The sequence below is a fragment of the Roseateles sp. P1_C1_2 genome, assembly GCF_056406535.1.
The window spans coordinates 60,867-76,950 of sequence record NZ_JBFUAB010000029.1; the positions used below are offsets into that span (position 1 = coordinate 60,867).

At 69.9% G+C, this 16,084-nt stretch carries 14 protein-coding genes; 8 read left to right on the plus strand and 6 right to left on the minus strand.

All coding sequences use genetic code 11. The annotated features are described in order from the left end of the window. Window positions 1-71 precede the first annotated feature (71 nt). Complete coding sequence (locus tag AC1D2H_RS25600) at window positions 72-593, plus strand: DUF1697 domain-containing protein (RefSeq protein ID WP_478012848.1); 522 nt, start codon at window positions 72-74, stop codon at window positions 591-593. Window positions 594-604: 11 nt separating this feature from the next. Then, window positions 605-1,012: a VOC family protein gene (locus tag AC1D2H_RS25605; RefSeq protein WP_478012849.1), complete on the plus strand. Its 408-nt coding sequence runs from the start codon at window positions 605-607 to the stop codon at window positions 1,010-1,012. A 10-nt stretch (window positions 1,013-1,022) separates the two neighbouring features. Here AC1D2H_RS25605 and AC1D2H_RS25610 read toward each other — a convergent pair whose 3' ends face one another. After that, window positions 1,023-2,324, minus strand: a complete 1,302-nt coding sequence (locus tag AC1D2H_RS25610) for an ABC transporter ATP-binding protein (RefSeq protein ID WP_478012886.1) — start codon at window positions 2,322-2,324, stop codon at window positions 1,023-1,025. Beyond that, window positions 2,321-4,048 (minus strand): ABC transporter permease, encoded by a 1,728-nt coding sequence (locus AC1D2H_RS25615; RefSeq protein ID WP_478012850.1) that lies wholly within the window; start codon window positions 4,046-4,048, stop codon window positions 2,321-2,323. Before AC1D2H_RS25615 ends, AC1D2H_RS25610 begins: the two co-directional genes overlap by 4 nt. 284 nt (window positions 4,049-4,332) lie before the next feature. Here AC1D2H_RS25615 and AC1D2H_RS25620 point away from each other — a divergent pair, with 284 nt between their 5' ends. After that, window positions 4,333-4,545 carry a hypothetical protein gene (locus AC1D2H_RS25620; protein WP_477936494.1) on the plus strand — a complete coding sequence of 71 codons (213 nt, stop codon included), beginning with the start codon at window positions 4,333-4,335 and terminating at the stop codon, window positions 4,543-4,545. A 93-nt stretch (window positions 4,546-4,638) separates the two neighbouring features. On the opposite strand, the gene ribA is transcribed toward AC1D2H_RS25620, so the two are convergent. Next, window positions 4,639-5,244, minus strand: a complete 606-nt coding sequence (gene ribA, locus AC1D2H_RS25625; protein WP_478012851.1) for a GTP cyclohydrolase II — start codon at window positions 5,242-5,244, stop codon at window positions 4,639-4,641. A gap of 95 nt (window positions 5,245-5,339) precedes the next feature. On the opposite strand from ribA, the gene AC1D2H_RS25630 reads away from it, so the two are divergent. Beyond that, window positions 5,340-6,035 carry a dienelactone hydrolase family protein gene (locus AC1D2H_RS25630; protein WP_478012852.1) on the plus strand — a complete coding sequence of 232 codons (696 nt, stop codon included), beginning with the start codon at window positions 5,340-5,342 and terminating at the stop codon, window positions 6,033-6,035. 30 nt (window positions 6,036-6,065) lie between these two features. Here AC1D2H_RS25630 and AC1D2H_RS25635 read toward each other — a convergent pair whose 3' ends face one another. Continuing rightward, a complete protein-coding gene (locus tag AC1D2H_RS25635; protein WP_478012853.1) occupies window positions 6,066-6,596 on the minus strand; it encodes a hypothetical protein in 531 nt (176 codons plus the stop codon). Window positions 6,597-6,657: 61 nt separating this feature from the next. Next, window positions 6,658-9,768, minus strand: coding sequence for a ligand-binding sensor domain-containing protein (locus AC1D2H_RS25640; RefSeq protein WP_478012854.1), 3,111 nt, complete (start codon window positions 9,766-9,768; stop codon window positions 6,658-6,660). 130 nt (window positions 9,769-9,898) lie between these two features. On the opposite strand from AC1D2H_RS25640, the gene AC1D2H_RS25645 reads away from it, so the two are divergent. Both AC1D2H_RS25645 and AC1D2H_RS25650 read left to right on the plus strand, forming a co-directional pair. Continuing rightward, window positions 9,899-10,345, plus strand: a complete 447-nt coding sequence (locus tag AC1D2H_RS25645; RefSeq protein WP_478012855.1) for a GFA family protein — start codon at window positions 9,899-9,901, stop codon at window positions 10,343-10,345. A 264-nt stretch (window positions 10,346-10,609) separates the two neighbouring features. Next, complete coding sequence (locus tag AC1D2H_RS25650; protein WP_477936483.1) at window positions 10,610-10,945, plus strand: DUF3592 domain-containing protein; 336 nt, start codon at window positions 10,610-10,612, stop codon at window positions 10,943-10,945. Between the two features lie 30 nt (window positions 10,946-10,975). Here AC1D2H_RS25650 and AC1D2H_RS25655 read toward each other — a convergent pair whose 3' ends face one another. Beyond that, the gene (locus AC1D2H_RS25655) at window positions 10,976-11,446 is read right to left on the minus strand and encodes an Lrp/AsnC ligand binding domain-containing protein (protein ID WP_119039690.1); all 471 of its coding nucleotides are present in this window, start codon (window positions 11,444-11,446) and stop codon (window positions 10,976-10,978) included. Between the two features lie 89 nt (window positions 11,447-11,535). Between AC1D2H_RS25655 and putA the strand changes: the two genes are divergently transcribed. Both putA and AC1D2H_RS25665 read left to right on the plus strand, forming a co-directional pair. Then, the gene (gene putA, locus AC1D2H_RS25660; RefSeq protein WP_478012856.1) at window positions 11,536-15,093 is read left to right on the plus strand and encodes a bifunctional proline dehydrogenase/L-glutamate gamma-semialdehyde dehydrogenase PutA; all 3,558 of its coding nucleotides are present in this window, start codon (window positions 11,536-11,538) and stop codon (window positions 15,091-15,093) included. A gap of 65 nt (window positions 15,094-15,158) precedes the next feature. After that, entirely contained in the window at window positions 15,159-16,058 is a 900-nt protein-coding gene (locus tag AC1D2H_RS25665; RefSeq protein ID WP_478012857.1) for a hypothetical protein, read from the plus strand. Window positions 16,059-16,084: the final 26 nt, after the last annotated feature.

A 16,084-nucleotide genomic window follows, 5' to 3' on the forward strand; every position in this document is an offset into this window, starting at 1 on the left:
CCGCTAGCTGCGGCCACCCGCAATTCGGGGCAGCCGCAGCTAGGGTCGGCCGCAAGCCATACTCCGTCCCCATGCCCCGTTATGTCGCCTTGCTGCGTGGCGTCAGCCCGATGAACGCCAAGATGCCGGAACTCAAGCGCTGCTTCGAGGCCGCCGGCTTCACCGACGTGAAGACGCTGCTGAGCAGCGGCAATGTCGTGTTCTCCACGGCCCGCTCGGCCTCGTTGGCGGCGCTGCAAAAGCGCGCCGAGAAAGCCATGCTGGACGGCCAGGGCCACAGCTTCACGACCTTCGTGCGCTCCACGGCCTATCTGCAGCAGCTGCTGGCTGCCGAGCCCTTTGCCCGCTTCAAGCTGCCGCCCGGCTCCAAGCGCGTCATCACCTTCCTGCCGGAGCCGCTGGCGGCCAGCCCGGTCGCGCTGCCGGCGCTGTGCGGCGAGGCACGCATCCTGGCCGTGGACGGCGGCGAGGTGCTGTGCAGCTATGTGCCCGAGGCCAAGGGCCCGGTCTTCATGCACCTGCTGGAGAAGACCTTCGGCAAGAACATCACCACGCGCACCTGGGACACCGTCTCCAAGTGCGCCTCGGCTTGAGGAGATTCGCCATGCCCGCCGTTCTCGACCACCTGCTGATCCCTGCCCGCGACCGCCGCGCCGCCGCCGAGCGCCTGGCCGCCATCCTCGACGTGCCCTGGTCGGCGCAGGCGGCCGTCGGCCCCTTCAGTGCCGTCTATGTGTCGGATCAGCTGACGGTGGACTTCGATCAGGTCGAGGCCGGCGCGGTGGTGCCGCTGCAGCACTACGCGTTTCGCGTCAGCGAGGCGGAGTTCGATGCGCTGCTGGCGCGGCTGCAGGCCCTGGGCATCGCCTGGCGCAGCACGCCGATCGGCCCGGACGACTTCCAGGTCAACACCTCGGTGGGCGGGCGCATCGTCTACTGGCGCGAGCCCGACGGCCACGCCTGGGAGGCGCTGACGCAGAGCTACGCGCGCGAACCCAAGGCCCCGCGCTGACGCTGCGGCCTCAGGCGGGCTCGTCCGACTCCGGCAGGTGAATCAAGCCGGTGTGGAAGTCGTACTCGAAGACCTCGCCATAGCGCGCCCACTCGATGGCCACGCGCAACACGCGCTCGGCCTCGGCGGCGTCCATGCTGTCCATCAGCAGCTTCAGGAATGGCTCCTCCTTCAGCTCGCCGTGGGCCTCCTGCTCGAGGCTGGCGCGGATGAAGGTGGCCAGCGGCACGTGGGCCAGCAGCTGCTGGCCGAAGATCTCGCGGCGGAACTCGTGGCCGCCCTCGACATAACGCTGGCCCAGCGGCGTGACGATGAGATCGCCGCCGCTGAGCTCGGCCAGGCCCAGGCGGTGCAGGGCGTCGGCCAGCGGCAGCATGGCCTCGTCGGTGAGTTCGCTCTCCTCGGCCAGTTGGGGCAGGTCGGCGCGGCCATTGAAGCGTTCGTCGGCCAGCAGCTCCAGCAGGCTTTCCATGCGGCCGACGTCGGCATCGGGCAGGCGGTCGCTGAGATGCGGCCGGGGCGCCTCCTCGACGGTGCCGGCCACGTGAGTGGCGCTCGTCATCAGCCGATAGACCTCGTCGATGAGCAGGCGCACCTCGGGGCTGTCGGCGCGGCGCGGGCGCGGCAGCGTGATGGGCAGCTCGGCGCGCACGCGGCCCGGATTGCTGGCGAAGATCAGCACGCGGTCGGCCATCATGACGGCCTCCTCGATGTTGTGCGACACGACGAGCATGGCCTGGGTGGGCATCTGGCCGCCGTCCCACAGCGCCAGGATCTCGTTGCGCAACCGCTCGCCGGTCAGCACGTCCAGCGCCGAGAAGGCCTCGTCCATCAGCAGCACCGCCGGCTGCATGACCAGGGCCCGCGCCATGCCGACGCGCTGGCGCATGCCGCCCGACAGCTCGCGCGGCAGCGCGCCCTCGAAACCGGCCAGGCCGATCAGCTCGATGGCATCGTTCGCACGGCGGGCGCGTTCCACTGCCGGCACGCCGGCGGCCTCCAGGCCCAGCTCGACGTTCTGCTGCACGGTCAGCCAGGGGAACAGCGCGAAGCTCTGGAACACCATCGCGATGCCGGCCGCCGGCCCGAACAGCGGTTGGCCGCCGTAGTGAACGTCACCGGTGTCGGCCGGGATCAGGCCCGCCATGATGCGCAACAGCGTGCTCTTGCCCGAGCCGCTCTGGCCCAGCAGCGCAACGATCTCGCCCTTGTCGAGCCGGAAGTCCACGCCCTCCAGCACCGAGCGCAGGCTGCCGTCGTTGGACTTGAAGCCTTTGGCGACGCCCTTCAGTTCGATCAGCGTGGTCATCAGAAGTGCATCCTTTCTTCAGCTATTGCGTACAGGCGCCGCCAGACCCAGTGGTTCATCGCCATGACGAAGACGCACATGACGCCGATGCCCAAGGCAATGCGCGGAAAGTCGCCCGCCGTCGTCATCTGCTGGATATAGCTGCCCAGGCCCTGGGCCTGCAGATGCGTGTCGCCCCAGCTCACGTACTCGGCCACGATGCTGGCATTCCACGACCCGCCGCTGGCCGTGATGGCGCCGGTGACAAAGCTCGGGAAGATGGCCGGCAGCAGATAGCGCCGCCAGGCCAGCCAGCCCTTCAGCCCGAGGTTCTTGGCGGCCATGCGCAGCTCGGTCGGGATGGTCGACGCGCCGGCCACGACGTTGAAGAGCAGATACCACTGCGTGCCCAGGATGATCAGCGGCGACAGCCAGAGGTCGGGGTCGAGCTTGTACTTGACGATGACGAGGACGGCGACCGGGAAGACGAGGTTGGACGGGAAGGCGGCGAGGAACTGGGCCGCCGCCTGCACGCGGCCGGCAATGCGCGGGTTCAGGCCAATCCACACGCCGATGGGCACCCAGATCAGCGAGGCCACGGCGATCAGCACCAGCACGCGCGCCAGCGTGTACAGGCCCAGCTTGAACACATGCGCCGCCTCGCCCCAGCCGACCTCGGTGTGAATGAAGCTGACCAGGCGCCAGACGGCGAACAGCACGGCCGCGGCCAGCAGCGCATCCCAGGCGCGCGTCCACAGCGGGTTGGGGGCTTGAGGTCGGGCGCGGATGGAGCGGCCGTCGTAGCTCTTCTTCAGCGGCGCGAAGCTGGCCGTGATCCAGCGCCCTGGCCACTCGCCCAGGCGCTGCAGCAGCTGGGTGCGGCGCAGCCAGGTCAGCAGCCAGGACTGCGGCGCCTGCTCGCTGCTGCCTTCCTCGAAGCGGAAGCGGTCGGCCCAGGCCAGCAGTGGCCGGAAGAACAGCTGGTCGTACAGCAGGATGCCGACCAGCATGCCCAGGATGGCCCAGGCGATGGCGCCGAGGTCGCGCGCCTCGATGGCCACGGCGATGTAGGAGCCCACGCCGGGTAGCTTGATGTCCTGGCCGGCCACGGAGATGGCCTCGGACGCGACGACGAAGAACCAGCCGCCGGACATGCTCATCATCATGTTCCACAGCAGATTGGGCATCGCAAACGGCAGCTCCAGCCGCCAGAAGCGCTGCCAGCCCGACAGCTGGAAGATGCGCGCCGCCTCCTGCAGCTCGCCCGGCACGGTGCGCAGCGACTGGTAGAGGCTGAAGGCCATGTTCCAGGCCTGCGACGTGAAGATGGCGAACAGCGCGGCCAGCTCGACGCCGAGCAGATTGCCCGGGAACAGCGCGATGAAGGGCGCGACGGCAATCGCCTGGAAACCCAGGATGGGGATGGACTGCAGGATGTCCAGCAGCGGCACCAGCACCTTCTCGGCGGCGCGCACCTTGGCCGCCAGCACGGCGAACACGCAGGCGAACACCACCGAGGCGGCCAGCGCCAGGAACATGCGCAGCGTCGTGCGCAGCAGGTAATAGGGCAGCCAGGCGACGTCCAGGCTCAGCGGCAGTGCCTCGCCAACGTGAAAGGGCCGCGCCATCGCCGCCGCGGCCATGGCCAGCAGCACCAGCACCGCCAGCACGAGGGGCAGCAGCGCCCAATCCCAGCGATTGAAGGCGGCCTCGACGGCGGGGCGGGTAAAGAAACGACGATCGGACATGGCGGGGACTGCAGGAGGGCTCGCAGGCTAGGGGAGCCATGTCTCTGGCTCGTGAAGCGCCTGTCGCCAGGCTTGCACGGGACTGGCGGCAGGCCACACGGCAGGTTGCAGTTGTAGCCGCTTGGGCGGCCCTCGTCGCCTAACGGCACAACTCGTCTCCGCGGCTTGCGATTCGGGGATGTATCCGGCGCCTTCTCCTACAGGGATCCGCCCTGTGCGGCCTAAGGTTGTGAACGCGACGGCGCAATGGGGTGCCGTCCAGGCTTCACAGTGAAGGAAAAGCCATGTCCAACCAGCAACGTCAATCCGGCAAGCAGCAACAGCAGCCCGAAAGCGGCCAGAACATCCAGCAGGGTGGTCAAAGCCGCGATCAGAGCCCGGGCCAGCAGAGCCAGTCCGGTGGTGGCAGCCAGACGCCCCAGCAGGGCGGTGGTCAGGCCAGCCGTGACCAGCAGCAAGGCAAGCCCGGCAATCAGCAGGGTTCCAAGAACCGCTGACTGCGCAAGGGCTTGCGGGTGAAGCGCCGTGAGGCGCCGACCATGATTTGACCGAACACCAGGCCAGGCGCCTCTGCAACGGCCCTGGCCTGTCTATTCGAACAAATGACCCAGGTCGTGGTGACCCATGGACTCGGCCTTGGTGCGCAGGTATTTCTCGTTGTCCGGACCCGGCTCGGTCAAGGACGCCTCGCGCTCGACGACATCGATGCCGAACTCTGCCAGCGCCGCCATCTTCAGCGGGTTGTTGGTCAGCAGCCGGATGCGGTGCACGCCCAGGGACCGCAGCATGCAGGCGGCGGCGTCGTAGCGGCGCGCGTCGATGGGCAGGCCCAACTGGGCATTGGCCTGGATGGTGTCGGCGCCGGCATCCTGCTCGGCATAGGCGCGCAGCTTCTGCACCAGGCCGATGCCGCGCCCTTCGTGGCCGCGCATATAGACGATGGCACCGCGACCCTGCGCGGCGATGAGCTTCATCGCACCCTGCAACTGCGGCCGGCAGTCGCAGCGCAGCGAGCCGAACACCTCGCCCGTCATGCATTCCGAATGCACGCGCACCAGCGGCGGCTCGTCGCCCGTCAGCTCGCCCATGCTCAGCACGACATGCTCCTGCCCGCTGTCATCCTCACGGAAGCCATGGATGGCGAACTCGCCATAGGGCGTCGGCAGGCGGGTGGAGACGATGCGTTCGATCTTCATGGTGTGGGGCGTCAAGGGGGCCATTGTCGCCCTCCCGGGGAAAACCCCGTGTCGCGCAGGTTAGGCTGTCGCCTCCACCCCCCGAGGAGACCTGCATGGCCCAGACCGTCCAGTTCACGCGCCCCGATGGCGCACAGGTGTCCGGCTATCTCGCCGAGGCCGCCCAGCCGCTTGGGGCCGTGGTCGTCATCCAGGAGTGGTGGGGCCTGAACGACCAGATCCGCGGCGTCGCCGAGCGCTTTGCCAGCGCCGGTTTCACGGCCCTGGTGCCGGACCTGTACCGCGGCAAGACCACCGTCGAGGCCGAGGAGGCCAGCCACCTGATGGGCGCCCTGAACTTTGGCGACGCGGCCGCGCAGGACGTGCGCGGCGCGGTGCACCACCTCAAGGGGCTCAGGCTCGGCAGCGGCAAGGTCGGCGTGACGGGCTACTGCATGGGCGGCGCGCTGACGGTGCTGTCCGCGACGATGGTGCCCGAGGCCGATGCCGCCGTGATCTGGTACGGCATGCCGCCGCTGGAATATGTGGACGCCAGCAAGATCAAGATGCCGCTGCAGGCCCACTGGGCCACGCAGGACGAGTCCTTCCCGATTGCCGGCGTGGACGGCCTGGAGGCCAAGCTGAGCGAGGTCGGCGTGCGCTACGAAGGCCATCGCTATCTGGCCCACCATGCCTTTGCCAATGAGACGGCGCAGGGGCCGGGGCGCATCGCCAAGACGCAATACGACGCCGTCTGGGCCCAGCAGGCCTGGGACCGGACGATGCGCTTCCTCGGCCAGCACCTGGTCTGAGCGTCTGGCGCTCAGCTTGCAGGGGCGGACTCAGTCCGCGCGATCAGGCTTGACGGCCTGGCAGCGCGCGATGAGCTCCCGGACCCGGCCGTCATAGGCCTCGCGAGCCGCCGGGGCCTGCAGCACCTGGCGGGTGAGCAGGGCCTGGCCGGCCGGCGTGGCCGCGAAGGCTTCGACGGCCTTGGACTCGGCGAGCAACAGCGCGGGTGCGGGTTCGGGCGGCGTCTCGCCCAGGGCGGTGTAGATGCCCAGCAGACCCTGGGTGGCGTATTTGCGCCCCGGCACGGAGCTGAAGAACTGCTCGGCGGCGGCGAGTTCGCTGGCGTTCAGCGACGTCGTGACCACGCGCTCGGTCGTCGCGTGGAACTCGCTGGGCTGCAGGGCCTGGATGCAGGCGTTCTGGGCCGCCGGCAGGGCGCCCTTGGCCTGGCGGTGCTTGGCCGACAGCTGCAGGCCCAGCAGCACCGATTGGGCGGTGATCTGCGCCGTCGTCGAAACCGCCTCGGCGGCGAAGCTGGTGGCCAGCAGGCAGGCCAGCAGCGCAAGGGAGCGGGGTGTCATGGGCAGTGCGGTCTTGAAAACGCGCATTGTCCGAGCCGGGGGCCGGCGGCCGACGCGCGGTTTACCCGCCCTCGGAAACCGTGACCGGTTCCCGGGCGCTGCGCTGCACCTGCAGGCGCGGCTCACGGGGCCAGGCCAGGGCGTCGGGGCCCAGCTCGTCGGGCTTCAGGCCGTCGGCACGCAAGGCGCCCACATAGCCGTCGCGGCCCTGCTTCTTGGCCGCATACAGGGCGGCATCGGCCAGGCGCAGCGTGGCGTCCCAGTCCCAGGCCCGGGGCGCTTCCGGGTCCAGCGGGAAGACGGCGAAGCCGATGGACACGGTGACGGGCAGGGTGCTGCCATCCGGCAGCGTGAAGGGCTGCTCGCGCACGCTGGCATTGAAGCGCGCCGCCAGCTCGGCCGCGCCACCGCGCGCACCGCCGCGGGCCAGGGCCAGGAATTCCTCGCCGCCCCAGCGCACCAGCACGTCGCTCTCGCGGAAGACGGTGCGCAGCCGGCGCGCGAACTCGATGAGGACCTGGTCGCCCGCGGCGTGGCCGTGGCGGTCGTTGATGCGCTTGAAGTGGTCGAGGTCCATCAGCATGACGAGCAGATCGGCCTCGTCATCGGGGTTGTGGTGGCGTGTCTCGGTGTAGTGGCGCAGGCAGAGCTGCAGGTCGGAGGCGACGCGTGAATCCAGGTAGCGGCGGTTGCGCAGGCCGGTCAGGGAGTCGGTGGTGCTGGCCTCGCGCAGCTCCGTGGTGCGTTGTTCCACCAGGGCCTGCAGCGCCATCTCGCTGCGGCGCAGCTGCGCGGTGCGCCTCGCCACGCCCCAGCGCAGCAGCACCCAGGCCAGGCCCAGCAAGGCCAGCAGCGCGGCGGCCTGGGCCCAGCGCGTCTGCCACCAGGCCGGCAGCAGCTCGATGTCGAGCAGCAGCGGCCGGTCGCCCCACAGGCCGTGGTGGTTGGTGGCATAGACCTCCAGCCGGTAGCGGCCCGGCTGCAGGCCGCCGTAGCTCGCAAAGCGGGCGCTGGCGTCGGTGAAGGTCCACTGCTGGTCCCAGCCGGCCAGCCGCATCATGTAGCGCAGCTTGGCCGGGTCGATGTAGTCCAGTGCAGCGAACTCGACGGCGAAGCTGCGCGTGCCGGCCGGCAGCTTCAGGCCTTTTTTGAGATCCTGCTCCGGCTGGAAGGGCTGGCCGTCGCGGCGCAGGCTGCTGATGACGACCGGCGGCGCATAGCGCGAGGGCATGAAGGCCGTCGGCTCGACGACGAGCAGGCCGCGGCTGCCGCTGAAGAGCAGGCGGCCATCGGGCAGGGCGGCGTCGGCGAAGAAGCGCGGCGTGCCCATGGGCGGGCCCTCGGAGCCGCTGAGCTCGTCCAGGCGCTTGGCGACGGGGTCATAGACGGACTGCTGGGTCCACACGCGACCCTTGCTGTCCTCGTGCAGATTGACGCCGAAGGGCCGGCCCGGCGCACCCATGCGCTCGCTGATGCGTTCGAAGCGTGCGCGGCCCTCGGCGTCATAGCCCTTGAGCCGGTGCAGGCCGCTGACGGCGGTGTCTACGTAGAGGCTGCCGTCGCGGGTGTGCAGCAGGCCCAGCACGGCGGGGAAGCCCAGCGTCTCGCCGGGTGCACCCTGCACCTCGACGAGGCGCTGGCCATCCCAGCGGAACAGGCCGGCCAGGGCGCCCACCCAGATCTCCTTGCCACCGGGCCCCAGGCGCAGCGCGTGCACGCCGCCGCGCAGCGGCTCGCCATCGGCGCGCTTCACGCGCTCGATGCGGCCCTGGGGCGAAGCCAGGCGGTAGAGGCCGTCCTGCATGCCGACCCAGACCTCGCCCCCGTCACCGCTGGGCAGCACCAGCACGCGGTGGGCGCGGCCGCCCTCCAGCATCCAGCTGGCGAGCAGGCGGGCGCTGCGCGGCTCGCGGCGCTCCAGGCGGCCGTTCGCCACCAGCCAGACGCTGCCGTCCGGGCCCTCGGCGAGGTTGTCCACCGGCGTGTCGGCCTCGCGCGGCCAGCGGCCGACGGTGCGCAGCTGCGCGTCCAGCAGGGCCACCGGGCCGCTGTGCGTGGCCACCATCAGCAGGCCGTCGCGGCGCGGCAGCAGGCCGCGCAAGTCGCTGCTGGCCAGCGGGCTGTTCGGATCGGCGTCGGGGCCGCGCACGGCCAGGGCCGGGTGCTGCTGGTGGCGCTGCAGGCCCACGCCATAGCCGCCTGCCCACATGGCGCCGGTCTGGTCGCGCAGCAGCACGTTGACGTCGTTGCCGGCCAGGCCGCCGGGCAGGTGGGGGTTGTGGCGCAGCTGGCGCAGCAGCGTGCCGTTGCCGCCATCCAGCCAGGCGATGCCATCGGTGAGGCCGGCCCAGACCGTGCCGTCCAGTCCTTGAGCCAGGGCCTGCACGCCGCCCTTGAAGCGGACCGCGAGCCAATGCGGCTGGCCACCGGCCTCGAGGCGGCCGACGCGGCCGTCCACGCTGCCGAACCAGAGCCGCCCATCGCGGTCTTCCAGCAGCGTGCTGATGCCGATGGCGCCGTCTTTGTCGGCGCCGGGCAAAGCCAGCGCCGTCCACTTGCCATCGGCGCCGCGGCGTGCGAGGCCGCGCCAATGGCCGGCCCACAGCGAGCCGTCGCCGCTCACGGCCAGGGCCAGCACGCGGCGTTCGGCCTCGCCATCGACCAGCAGCGGCTCGGTCTCGAAGCGGCCGGTCCTGGGTTCATAGCGCAGCAGGCCCTGGCCCAGCGTGCCCACCCAGACGTGGCCGGCGCCGTCCTCCGCCAGCGCGCGGATGGGCGTGGCGCGCTCGCTGCCGCTGCCAAGCATCTGCACGCGGTCGAAGGCGGGTTCGTAGCGGGCCAGGCCGTTGACCTCGGTGCCAATCCACATGCCGCCGTCGGCCGCTGCCGCCAGTGAGCGCACCCAGCCCAGGTTGCGCTGCACCGGCGTGGCGCCTTCGCGTTCGATGGGGCGCAGGCGGTAGCCGTCGAAGCGCGCCAGGCCGTCGCTGGTGCCTATCCAGATCAGGCCCTGCCGGTCCTGGGCCAGGCTGCCCACGACGTCACGCGGCACGGCCACGGTCGCGAACTGCGGCTCCAGCGCACTCGGCACCGGCGGTGCCGGCTGCGCCATGGCCGCCCGGGCCAGGACGACCAGCAGGCAGGCGGTCAGCGCAGGGAGGCGGGGGATCATGGGCGACGCGGTCTTGAAAGCGCGCATTTTCCGAGCCAGACCCGGGGCGCTCGCGCCATGTTTACCCGCCCTCAAAGCGGCAGCGCCGTCGGCGGCGGCGAGTTGGCGAGGTGCTAGATTGCAGCGGGATATGCCTTCACCGACCCCACCCTCCGCCCCGCGAGAAATCAACCAAGTTCGCGGGCGCTGCGCCTGCGGCCAGCTTCGCTATGAAGTCGCCGGCCCTCCCTTGCAGGTGGTGGCCTGCCACTGCGATCTTTGCAAGCGCATGAGCGGTGGCCCGTTCTCCGTCTATGTCGTGGTACGGGAAAAAGACTTCCGCCTCGCCGCCGGAGAAACCAGCAGCTACAGGGCCACCGATCGCACCACCAAGCACTTCTGTGCTTCATGTGGCACGCCGGTTTTCAATGCCAACCCGGCCACCTACAAAGGCCTGGCCATGCTCTACCTCGGCACGACCGAGCACCCCGAGAGCTACGAGCCCAGGATGAACATCTTTTGCGAGAGCAAGCTGGAATGGGTCACGCCCAACGTTGGCAGCCAGCTGTTCAGCCGGTCGCCCGGTGAGGGCCCCTAAGCTGGATTGAGCCGGCGAGCTGCGGCGTCAGATCGGCAGCGCGCTGATGGACAGCGAGTAAAAATGCAAGTCCGGACTCGGGCCGATCAGCGTCACGGCATGGCTTGGGCCCGAAACAGGGCGGCAGAAGTTCCTTTCCATCTGCGGCTGGATACGCAAATCCAGACAGCGGATGAAAAGGCGAAGGCAGCTGCGGCCCATCGTGAGATTGCGCCCGACTGCATCTAACCGCCGGCGAGCGCCAACGCCAAGAAGTGGCCTGCTGTGGACTATCGAATCTGGTTCCCTCTCATCGGTCTCGCCGTGCTCTCAGTCCTTGCGGGATTGCACCGTGCCGGCAGGGCCGCTGCGAACAAACGAATTCTTGAAAGAGGCCTGAAGGTAGAAGGGCAAATAGTGGAAAACCGTCGGGACGGACGAGTGACTACCGTCGTGTATCGCTATCAGCCCGAAGGTGCTTCACTGCCCATCACCGTGGAGCGCCGAATGAGCGGAATGGTGAACTTGGTCTCGGGCCAACGTGTACACGTCTGCTACCTGCCGTTGCACCCGCAGGTCTCCATCCTGGTCGACTTCGCGCACCTGCACGACGCTTCTTGACGCCATCAATCGGCCCAGTCTGCCTCGCTGTCAGATCGGCAGCGCATTCGTCGACTTCACCTCCTCCATCACCGCATATGTCCGCGTCTCCCTCACCCCCGGCAGCGTCCAGATGACGCTGCCGATGAACTCGCGGTAGGCGCCCATGTCGCGCACCCGGGTCTTGAGCAGGTAGTCGAAGCCGCCGGCCACCAGATGGCATTCCAGGATCTCGGCGCGGGCCTGGACGGCGGCCTTGAAGTTGTCCATCACGTCCATCACCGTGCGGTCCAGGTGCACCTCGATGAAGACCAGCATGGCGGCACCCAGCTTGGCAGGGTTCAGCCGCGCCTCGTAGCCGAGGATGAAGCCGTCGCGCGTCAGGCGCTTGACGCGCTCCAGCACGGCCGTGGGCGACAGGTGCACCGTTTCCGCCAGCTTGAGGTTGGAAATCCGCCCATCGGCCTGCAGCACGCGCAAGATGCGCTCGTCGATCTTGTCGAGTTTGGTTTCGTCGTCCATCTGGATTTTTGTCGGCTGCTCTTGCAATCCTTGGAATTTAATCCAAGTCGAGCGTCGATAAAGTGCAGATCCTCACCAGGAGACCCGCCATGCCCACGCCCTTCGCTGCCCCGACCGAACAGCCCCGCCTGCCCGATCCCTACCGGGCCGAGCATGGCGTCGTGCAGGCCCTGGCCGAGCGCGTCGGCGGCGCGCTGGACTGGCCCGGCGTCATCGCCATGGCCGCGCCCTGGGTCGATCAGGTGCGCAAGAACCCGGCGCCCTTCTGGGCGATGGAATCGCTGCTGCGCGAATACCCCATCACCAGCGCCGAAGGCCTGGCCCTGATGCGCCTGGCCGAGGCCCTGCTGCGCGTGCCGGATGCGCCCACGGCCATCGCGCTGACGGCCGACCAACTCGGCCGCGCCGACTTCGACGGCGCCAGCGAGGGCAGCCCGCACAAGATGCTGGCCGCGCTGTCGGCCTCGGCCATCTCGATGTCCAAGCGCTTCCTGCCGGGCGGCGAGGACGACAACGGCCTGTTCAAGCGCCTGGGCGCGCAGACGGTCGTCGCCGCCACCGTGCGCGCCATCCAGCTGCTGGGCCGCCAGTTCGTGCTGGGCCGCAATATCGGCGAGGCCATGAGCGAGGCCGACAGCGCCCGCAAGGCGCAGAAGCAATTGCGCTTCAGCTACGACATGCTGGGCGAAGGCGCCCGCACCGAGGACGACGCGCGCCGCTACCAGGCCGCCTATGTCGGCGCCATCAAGGCCATCGCCGCCGGCCAGCGTGCGGACTCGCCGGAAGCCTCCGACGGCATCTCCATCAAGCTCAGCGCGCTGTTCAGCCGCTACGAGGTGCTGCAGCGCGAGCGCGTGTTCGCCGAACTGCTGCCGCGCGTCTGGGCCCTCATCGAGCTGGCCGCCAGCGCCAACATCAACCTGACCATCGATGCCGAGGAGGTCGACCGCCTGGAGCTGTCGCTGGACGTGCTGGACACGCTGGCCGCCAAGATCGCCGTCGTCTACCCGCAGTGGCGCGGCTTCGGCCTGGCCGTGCAGGCTTACCAGAGCCGGGCGCTGGCCGTCGTCGACGAAGTGGCGGCCATCGCGCGCAAGCATGGCCTGCGCTTCATGGTGCGCCTGGTCAAGGGCGCCTATTGGGATGGCGAGATCAAGCGCGCCCAGGAGCTGGGCCTGGCCGATTACCCGGTGTTCACGCACAAGCAGCACACCGATGTGAGCTACCTGGCCTGCGCCCGCGCGCTGATCCAGCATGCCGACGTCATCTACCCGCAGTTCGCCAGCCACAACGCCGGCACCATCGCGGCCATCGTGCAGATGGCCCGCGCCACCGGCGCCCCCTTCGAGATGCAGCGCCTGCACGGCATGGGCGAGGGCGTCTACCGCGAAGTGCTGAAGGACGGCAGCATCCCCTGCCGCGTCTACGCCCCGGTCGGCGAGCATCGCGACCTGCTGGCCTATCTGGTTCGCCGTCTGCTGGAGAACGGCGCCAATTCCTCCTTCGTGCATCAACTGGCCGACCCCAGCGTGCAGGTGCCCGAGCTGCTGGGCTCGCCGCTGGCCGAGGTGCGCAACACCAGCGCCTTGCCGTTGCCGCCGGCCCTCTACCTGGACAGCGAAGGCCGCGGCCGCGCCAATTCCACCGGTGCCGACCTGACGGCCCCGGCCCAGCGCGCACCGTTGCAGGCGGCACTGGAAACGACGCCCGTGCATGCCGTGCCCGAGGCGTCGGCAGCTGAAGTCGATGCCGCCGTGCAGCGCCTGCACGCCGRCTTCCCGGCCTGGAACGGCACGTCCGTCGCCCAGCGTGCCGCCATCCTGCGCCGCGCCGCCGACGACCTCGACGCCCGCCTGGCCGAGTTCTGCGCCCTGCTCGTCAAGGAGGCTTTCAAGACGCAAGCCGACTGCGTCGCCGAGGTGCGCGAGGCCGTCGACTTCCTGCGCTATTACGCCGACCAGGCCGAGAGCGACGCCACACTGATGCAGGGCCGCGGCGTGTTCGTCTGCATCAGCCCGTGGAACTTCCCGCTGGCCATCTTTGCCGGCCAGGTCGTTGCCGCGCTGGTCGCCGGCAATGCCGTTGCCGCCAAGCCCGCCGAGCAGACGCCCTATGTCGCGTTGAAGTTCGTCGAGCTGCTGCACGCCGCCGGCGTGCCGGCCGATGCGCTGGCGCTGTTGCACGGCCCCGGCGAAACCGTCGGCGCTGGCCTGGTCGCCCATGCTCACACGGCCGGTGTCTGCTTCACCGGCTCCACGGCCGTCGCGCAGATCATCAACAAGGCGCTGGCGGCCAAGCCCAACTCGCCCGTCCCCCTCATTGCCGAGACCGGCGGCCTGAATGCGATGGTGGTGGACTCGACGGCCCTGCCCGAGCAGGTCATCGACGCCGTCGTGCAGAGTGCCTTCCGCTCGGCCGGCCAGCGCTGCTCGGCACTGCGCCTGCTGTGCGTGCAGTCCAGCATTGCCGAGGGCGTCATCGAGATGCTCAAGGGTGCGCTGCAGCAGCTGCACGTCGGCCAGCCGGCCCATCTGGCCACCGACGTCGGCCCCGTCATCGACGACGAGGCCCACGCCAGCATCAGCAAGCATGTCGAACGCCTCAAGCGCGATGCCAAGCTGCTGGCCGAGGCGCCCGTGGCCGAGCCCATGCCGCGCCAGATCCGCCCGGTCGCCTTCGAGCTGCCGCGCATCGCCCACCTGGGCGAGGAGATCTTCGGCCCGGTGCTGCACGTGGTGCGCTTCGAGGACTCGGTCGACGACGTCATCAAGGAAATCAACGCGCTGGGCTATGGCCTGACGCTGGGCATCCAGACGCGCATCGACAGCCGCGCCCAGCGCCTGGCCGAGGAGGCCCGCATCGGCAACGTCTACGTCAACCGCAACATCATTGGCGCGGTGGTGGGCGTGCAGCCCTTTGGCGGCGAAGGCCTGTCGGGCACCGGCCCCAAGGCCGGTGGCCCCGACTATCTGCGCCGCTTCTGCGCCGAGCCGCAGATCGACGCACCGCTGCCGACGCTGGCCATGGATGGCCGCAGCGAGGCGCTCGCCGTGGCCGCTGACGCGGGCTGGCGCGACACGCCGCTGGCCGAGCGCATCGCCACGCTGCGCCGCGCCGCCGACACGCTGGACGCGCCCGCGTCGCTGACGCTGCGCGGCCTCTTCACCGCCGCGCAGACGCAGCTCGCGGATGTGGTCCTGCCGGGGCCCACCGGTGAGAGCAACACCTTGCGCCACCATGCCCGCGGCGTCTTTGTCGTGATCGGCCGCGACGAGGCGGGGCTCGCCGCCGTCGTCAGTGCCTTGCTGGCGGGTAACAGCGCCATCTGGCTCGGCGGCGACGAACGCGCCCGCCAGGCCCTGCTGCGTGCCGGCCTGCCCACCAGCGCGCTGACCCTGCTGCCCGACGCGACCTTGACGGGCCTGCTCGCCGCGCCCCAGCTGGCCGGCGTCGCGCTGGCGTCGTCTGACGCTGCGGCCGCCCATGTGCTCGCCAAGAGTCTGGCCACGCGCTCTGGCGCCATCCTGCCGCTGGTGACCGCGGCGGGCCATGTGCGCCAGCTCTATCGCTTCACGGCCGAGCAGACGCTGACGGTCAACACGGCGGCGGCGGGCGGGAACGCAGCCCTGCTCGCGGGCGTTCACTGAGGTGCCGGTGCTCAGGGCGGGCTTATCCTCGGCGGCACACCCGCCCCGAGAGAAGAGGCCCGTCGTTGAGTGCCCTGTCCGTCCCCGCCAATTGCTTGTTTGACGAAGCCCGGCTCGGGCGCCGCGGCCTGCTGGGTCTGACGGCCGGTGCCCTGCTGCCCGCCTGGGCGGCGGCCGAGCCGCTGCTGCCGGCCCTGATCCCCGACGATGTGCTGCGGGACTACCAGGCCTTCCTCGCCGGCCGCGACCCGGTGGCCGTCACCGACTACGGCGGTCCGCTGTCGCGGCGCGACGTCGTCGAAGTGGTGCTCATCCACCAGGCCCTGGCCCGGCAGGACCGCAAGCTGCGCCTGAGCATGTCTCCCATGCCCACCAGCCAGCGGCTGCAGACGGAGTTGCGCATCGGCCATGCCGCCTGCAGCGCCACCACCTACTGGCGCGAAGACTTCCCCCAACCTGACGGCCTGTTGTTCAGCGAACCACTGCTGCTGGAAGGCGAGTTCGAGGCCGGGCTCTACACCACGCCCGGCAATGCGCAGGCGCTGGCAGCCCGCCAGCTGCGTGATGTGCAGCAGCTGCGCGTGCTCAGCAACAACACCTGGCGCGTGGACTGGCTGACGCTGGAGCAGCTGGGCATCGCCAACCTGCAGCATGTGGCCAGCTGGAACCTGATGCCGCGCATGCTGCAGCAGGGGCGTGCAGATGTGCTGCTGGCGCCCTTCCAGCCCACGCCCGACCTGTCCCTGCTGGTGGACGGCGTGCGCCTGGTGCCCATCCCGGGGTTGARGGTCAGCATGAAGGGCACGCGGCATTTCCTCGTGTCCGCCACCCACGCGCTGGGGCCGCGGCTGCGCGACCAGCTCAACGCCGGCCTGGGCTGGCTGCGCCAGCAGGGGCTGGTGCGGCGGGCCTATGAGCAGAGCGGGTTCTTCAATGCCAAGGTGGCGGGGTGGACGAGGCTCTGACGCCGCAGGGTTAACTTGCTGGCTTC

What these genes read in the sequence shown, in the direction of transcription:
- AC1D2H_RS25640 (WP_478012854.1), bottom strand. Translation starts at nt 9,768, where the DNA reads ATGATCCCCCGCCTCCCTGCGCTGACCGCCTGCCTGCTGGTCGTCCTG.
- AC1D2H_RS25600 (WP_478012848.1), top strand. Translation starts at nt 72, where the DNA reads ATGCCCCGTTATGTCGCCTTGCTGCGTGGCGTCAGCCCGATGAACGCC.
- AC1D2H_RS25605 (WP_478012849.1), top strand. Translation starts at nt 605, where the DNA reads ATGCCCGCCGTTCTCGACCACCTGCTGATCCCTGCCCGCGACCGCCGC.
- AC1D2H_RS25630 (WP_478012852.1), top strand. Translation starts at nt 5,340, where the DNA reads ATGGCCCAGACCGTCCAGTTCACGCGCCCCGATGGCGCACAGGTGTCC.
- AC1D2H_RS25645 (WP_478012855.1), top strand. Translation starts at nt 9,899, where the DNA reads ATGCCTTCACCGACCCCACCCTCCGCCCCGCGAGAAATCAACCAAGTT.
- AC1D2H_RS25615 (WP_478012850.1), bottom strand. Translation starts at nt 4,048, where the DNA reads ATGTCCGATCGTCGTTTCTTTACCCGCCCCGCCGTCGAGGCCGCCTTC.
- AC1D2H_RS25635 (WP_478012853.1), bottom strand. Translation starts at nt 6,596, where the DNA reads ATGACACCCCGCTCCCTTGCGCTGCTGGCCTGCCTGCTGGCCACCAGC.
- AC1D2H_RS25620 (WP_477936494.1), top strand. Translation starts at nt 4,333, where the DNA reads ATGTCCAACCAGCAACGTCAATCCGGCAAGCAGCAACAGCAGCCCGAA.
- ribA (WP_478012851.1), bottom strand. Translation starts at nt 5,244, where the DNA reads ATGAAGATCGAACGCATCGTCTCCACCCGCCTGCCGACGCCCTATGGC.
- AC1D2H_RS25655 (WP_119039690.1), bottom strand. Translation starts at nt 11,446, where the DNA reads ATGGACGACGAAACCAAACTCGACAAGATCGACGAGCGCATCTTGCGC.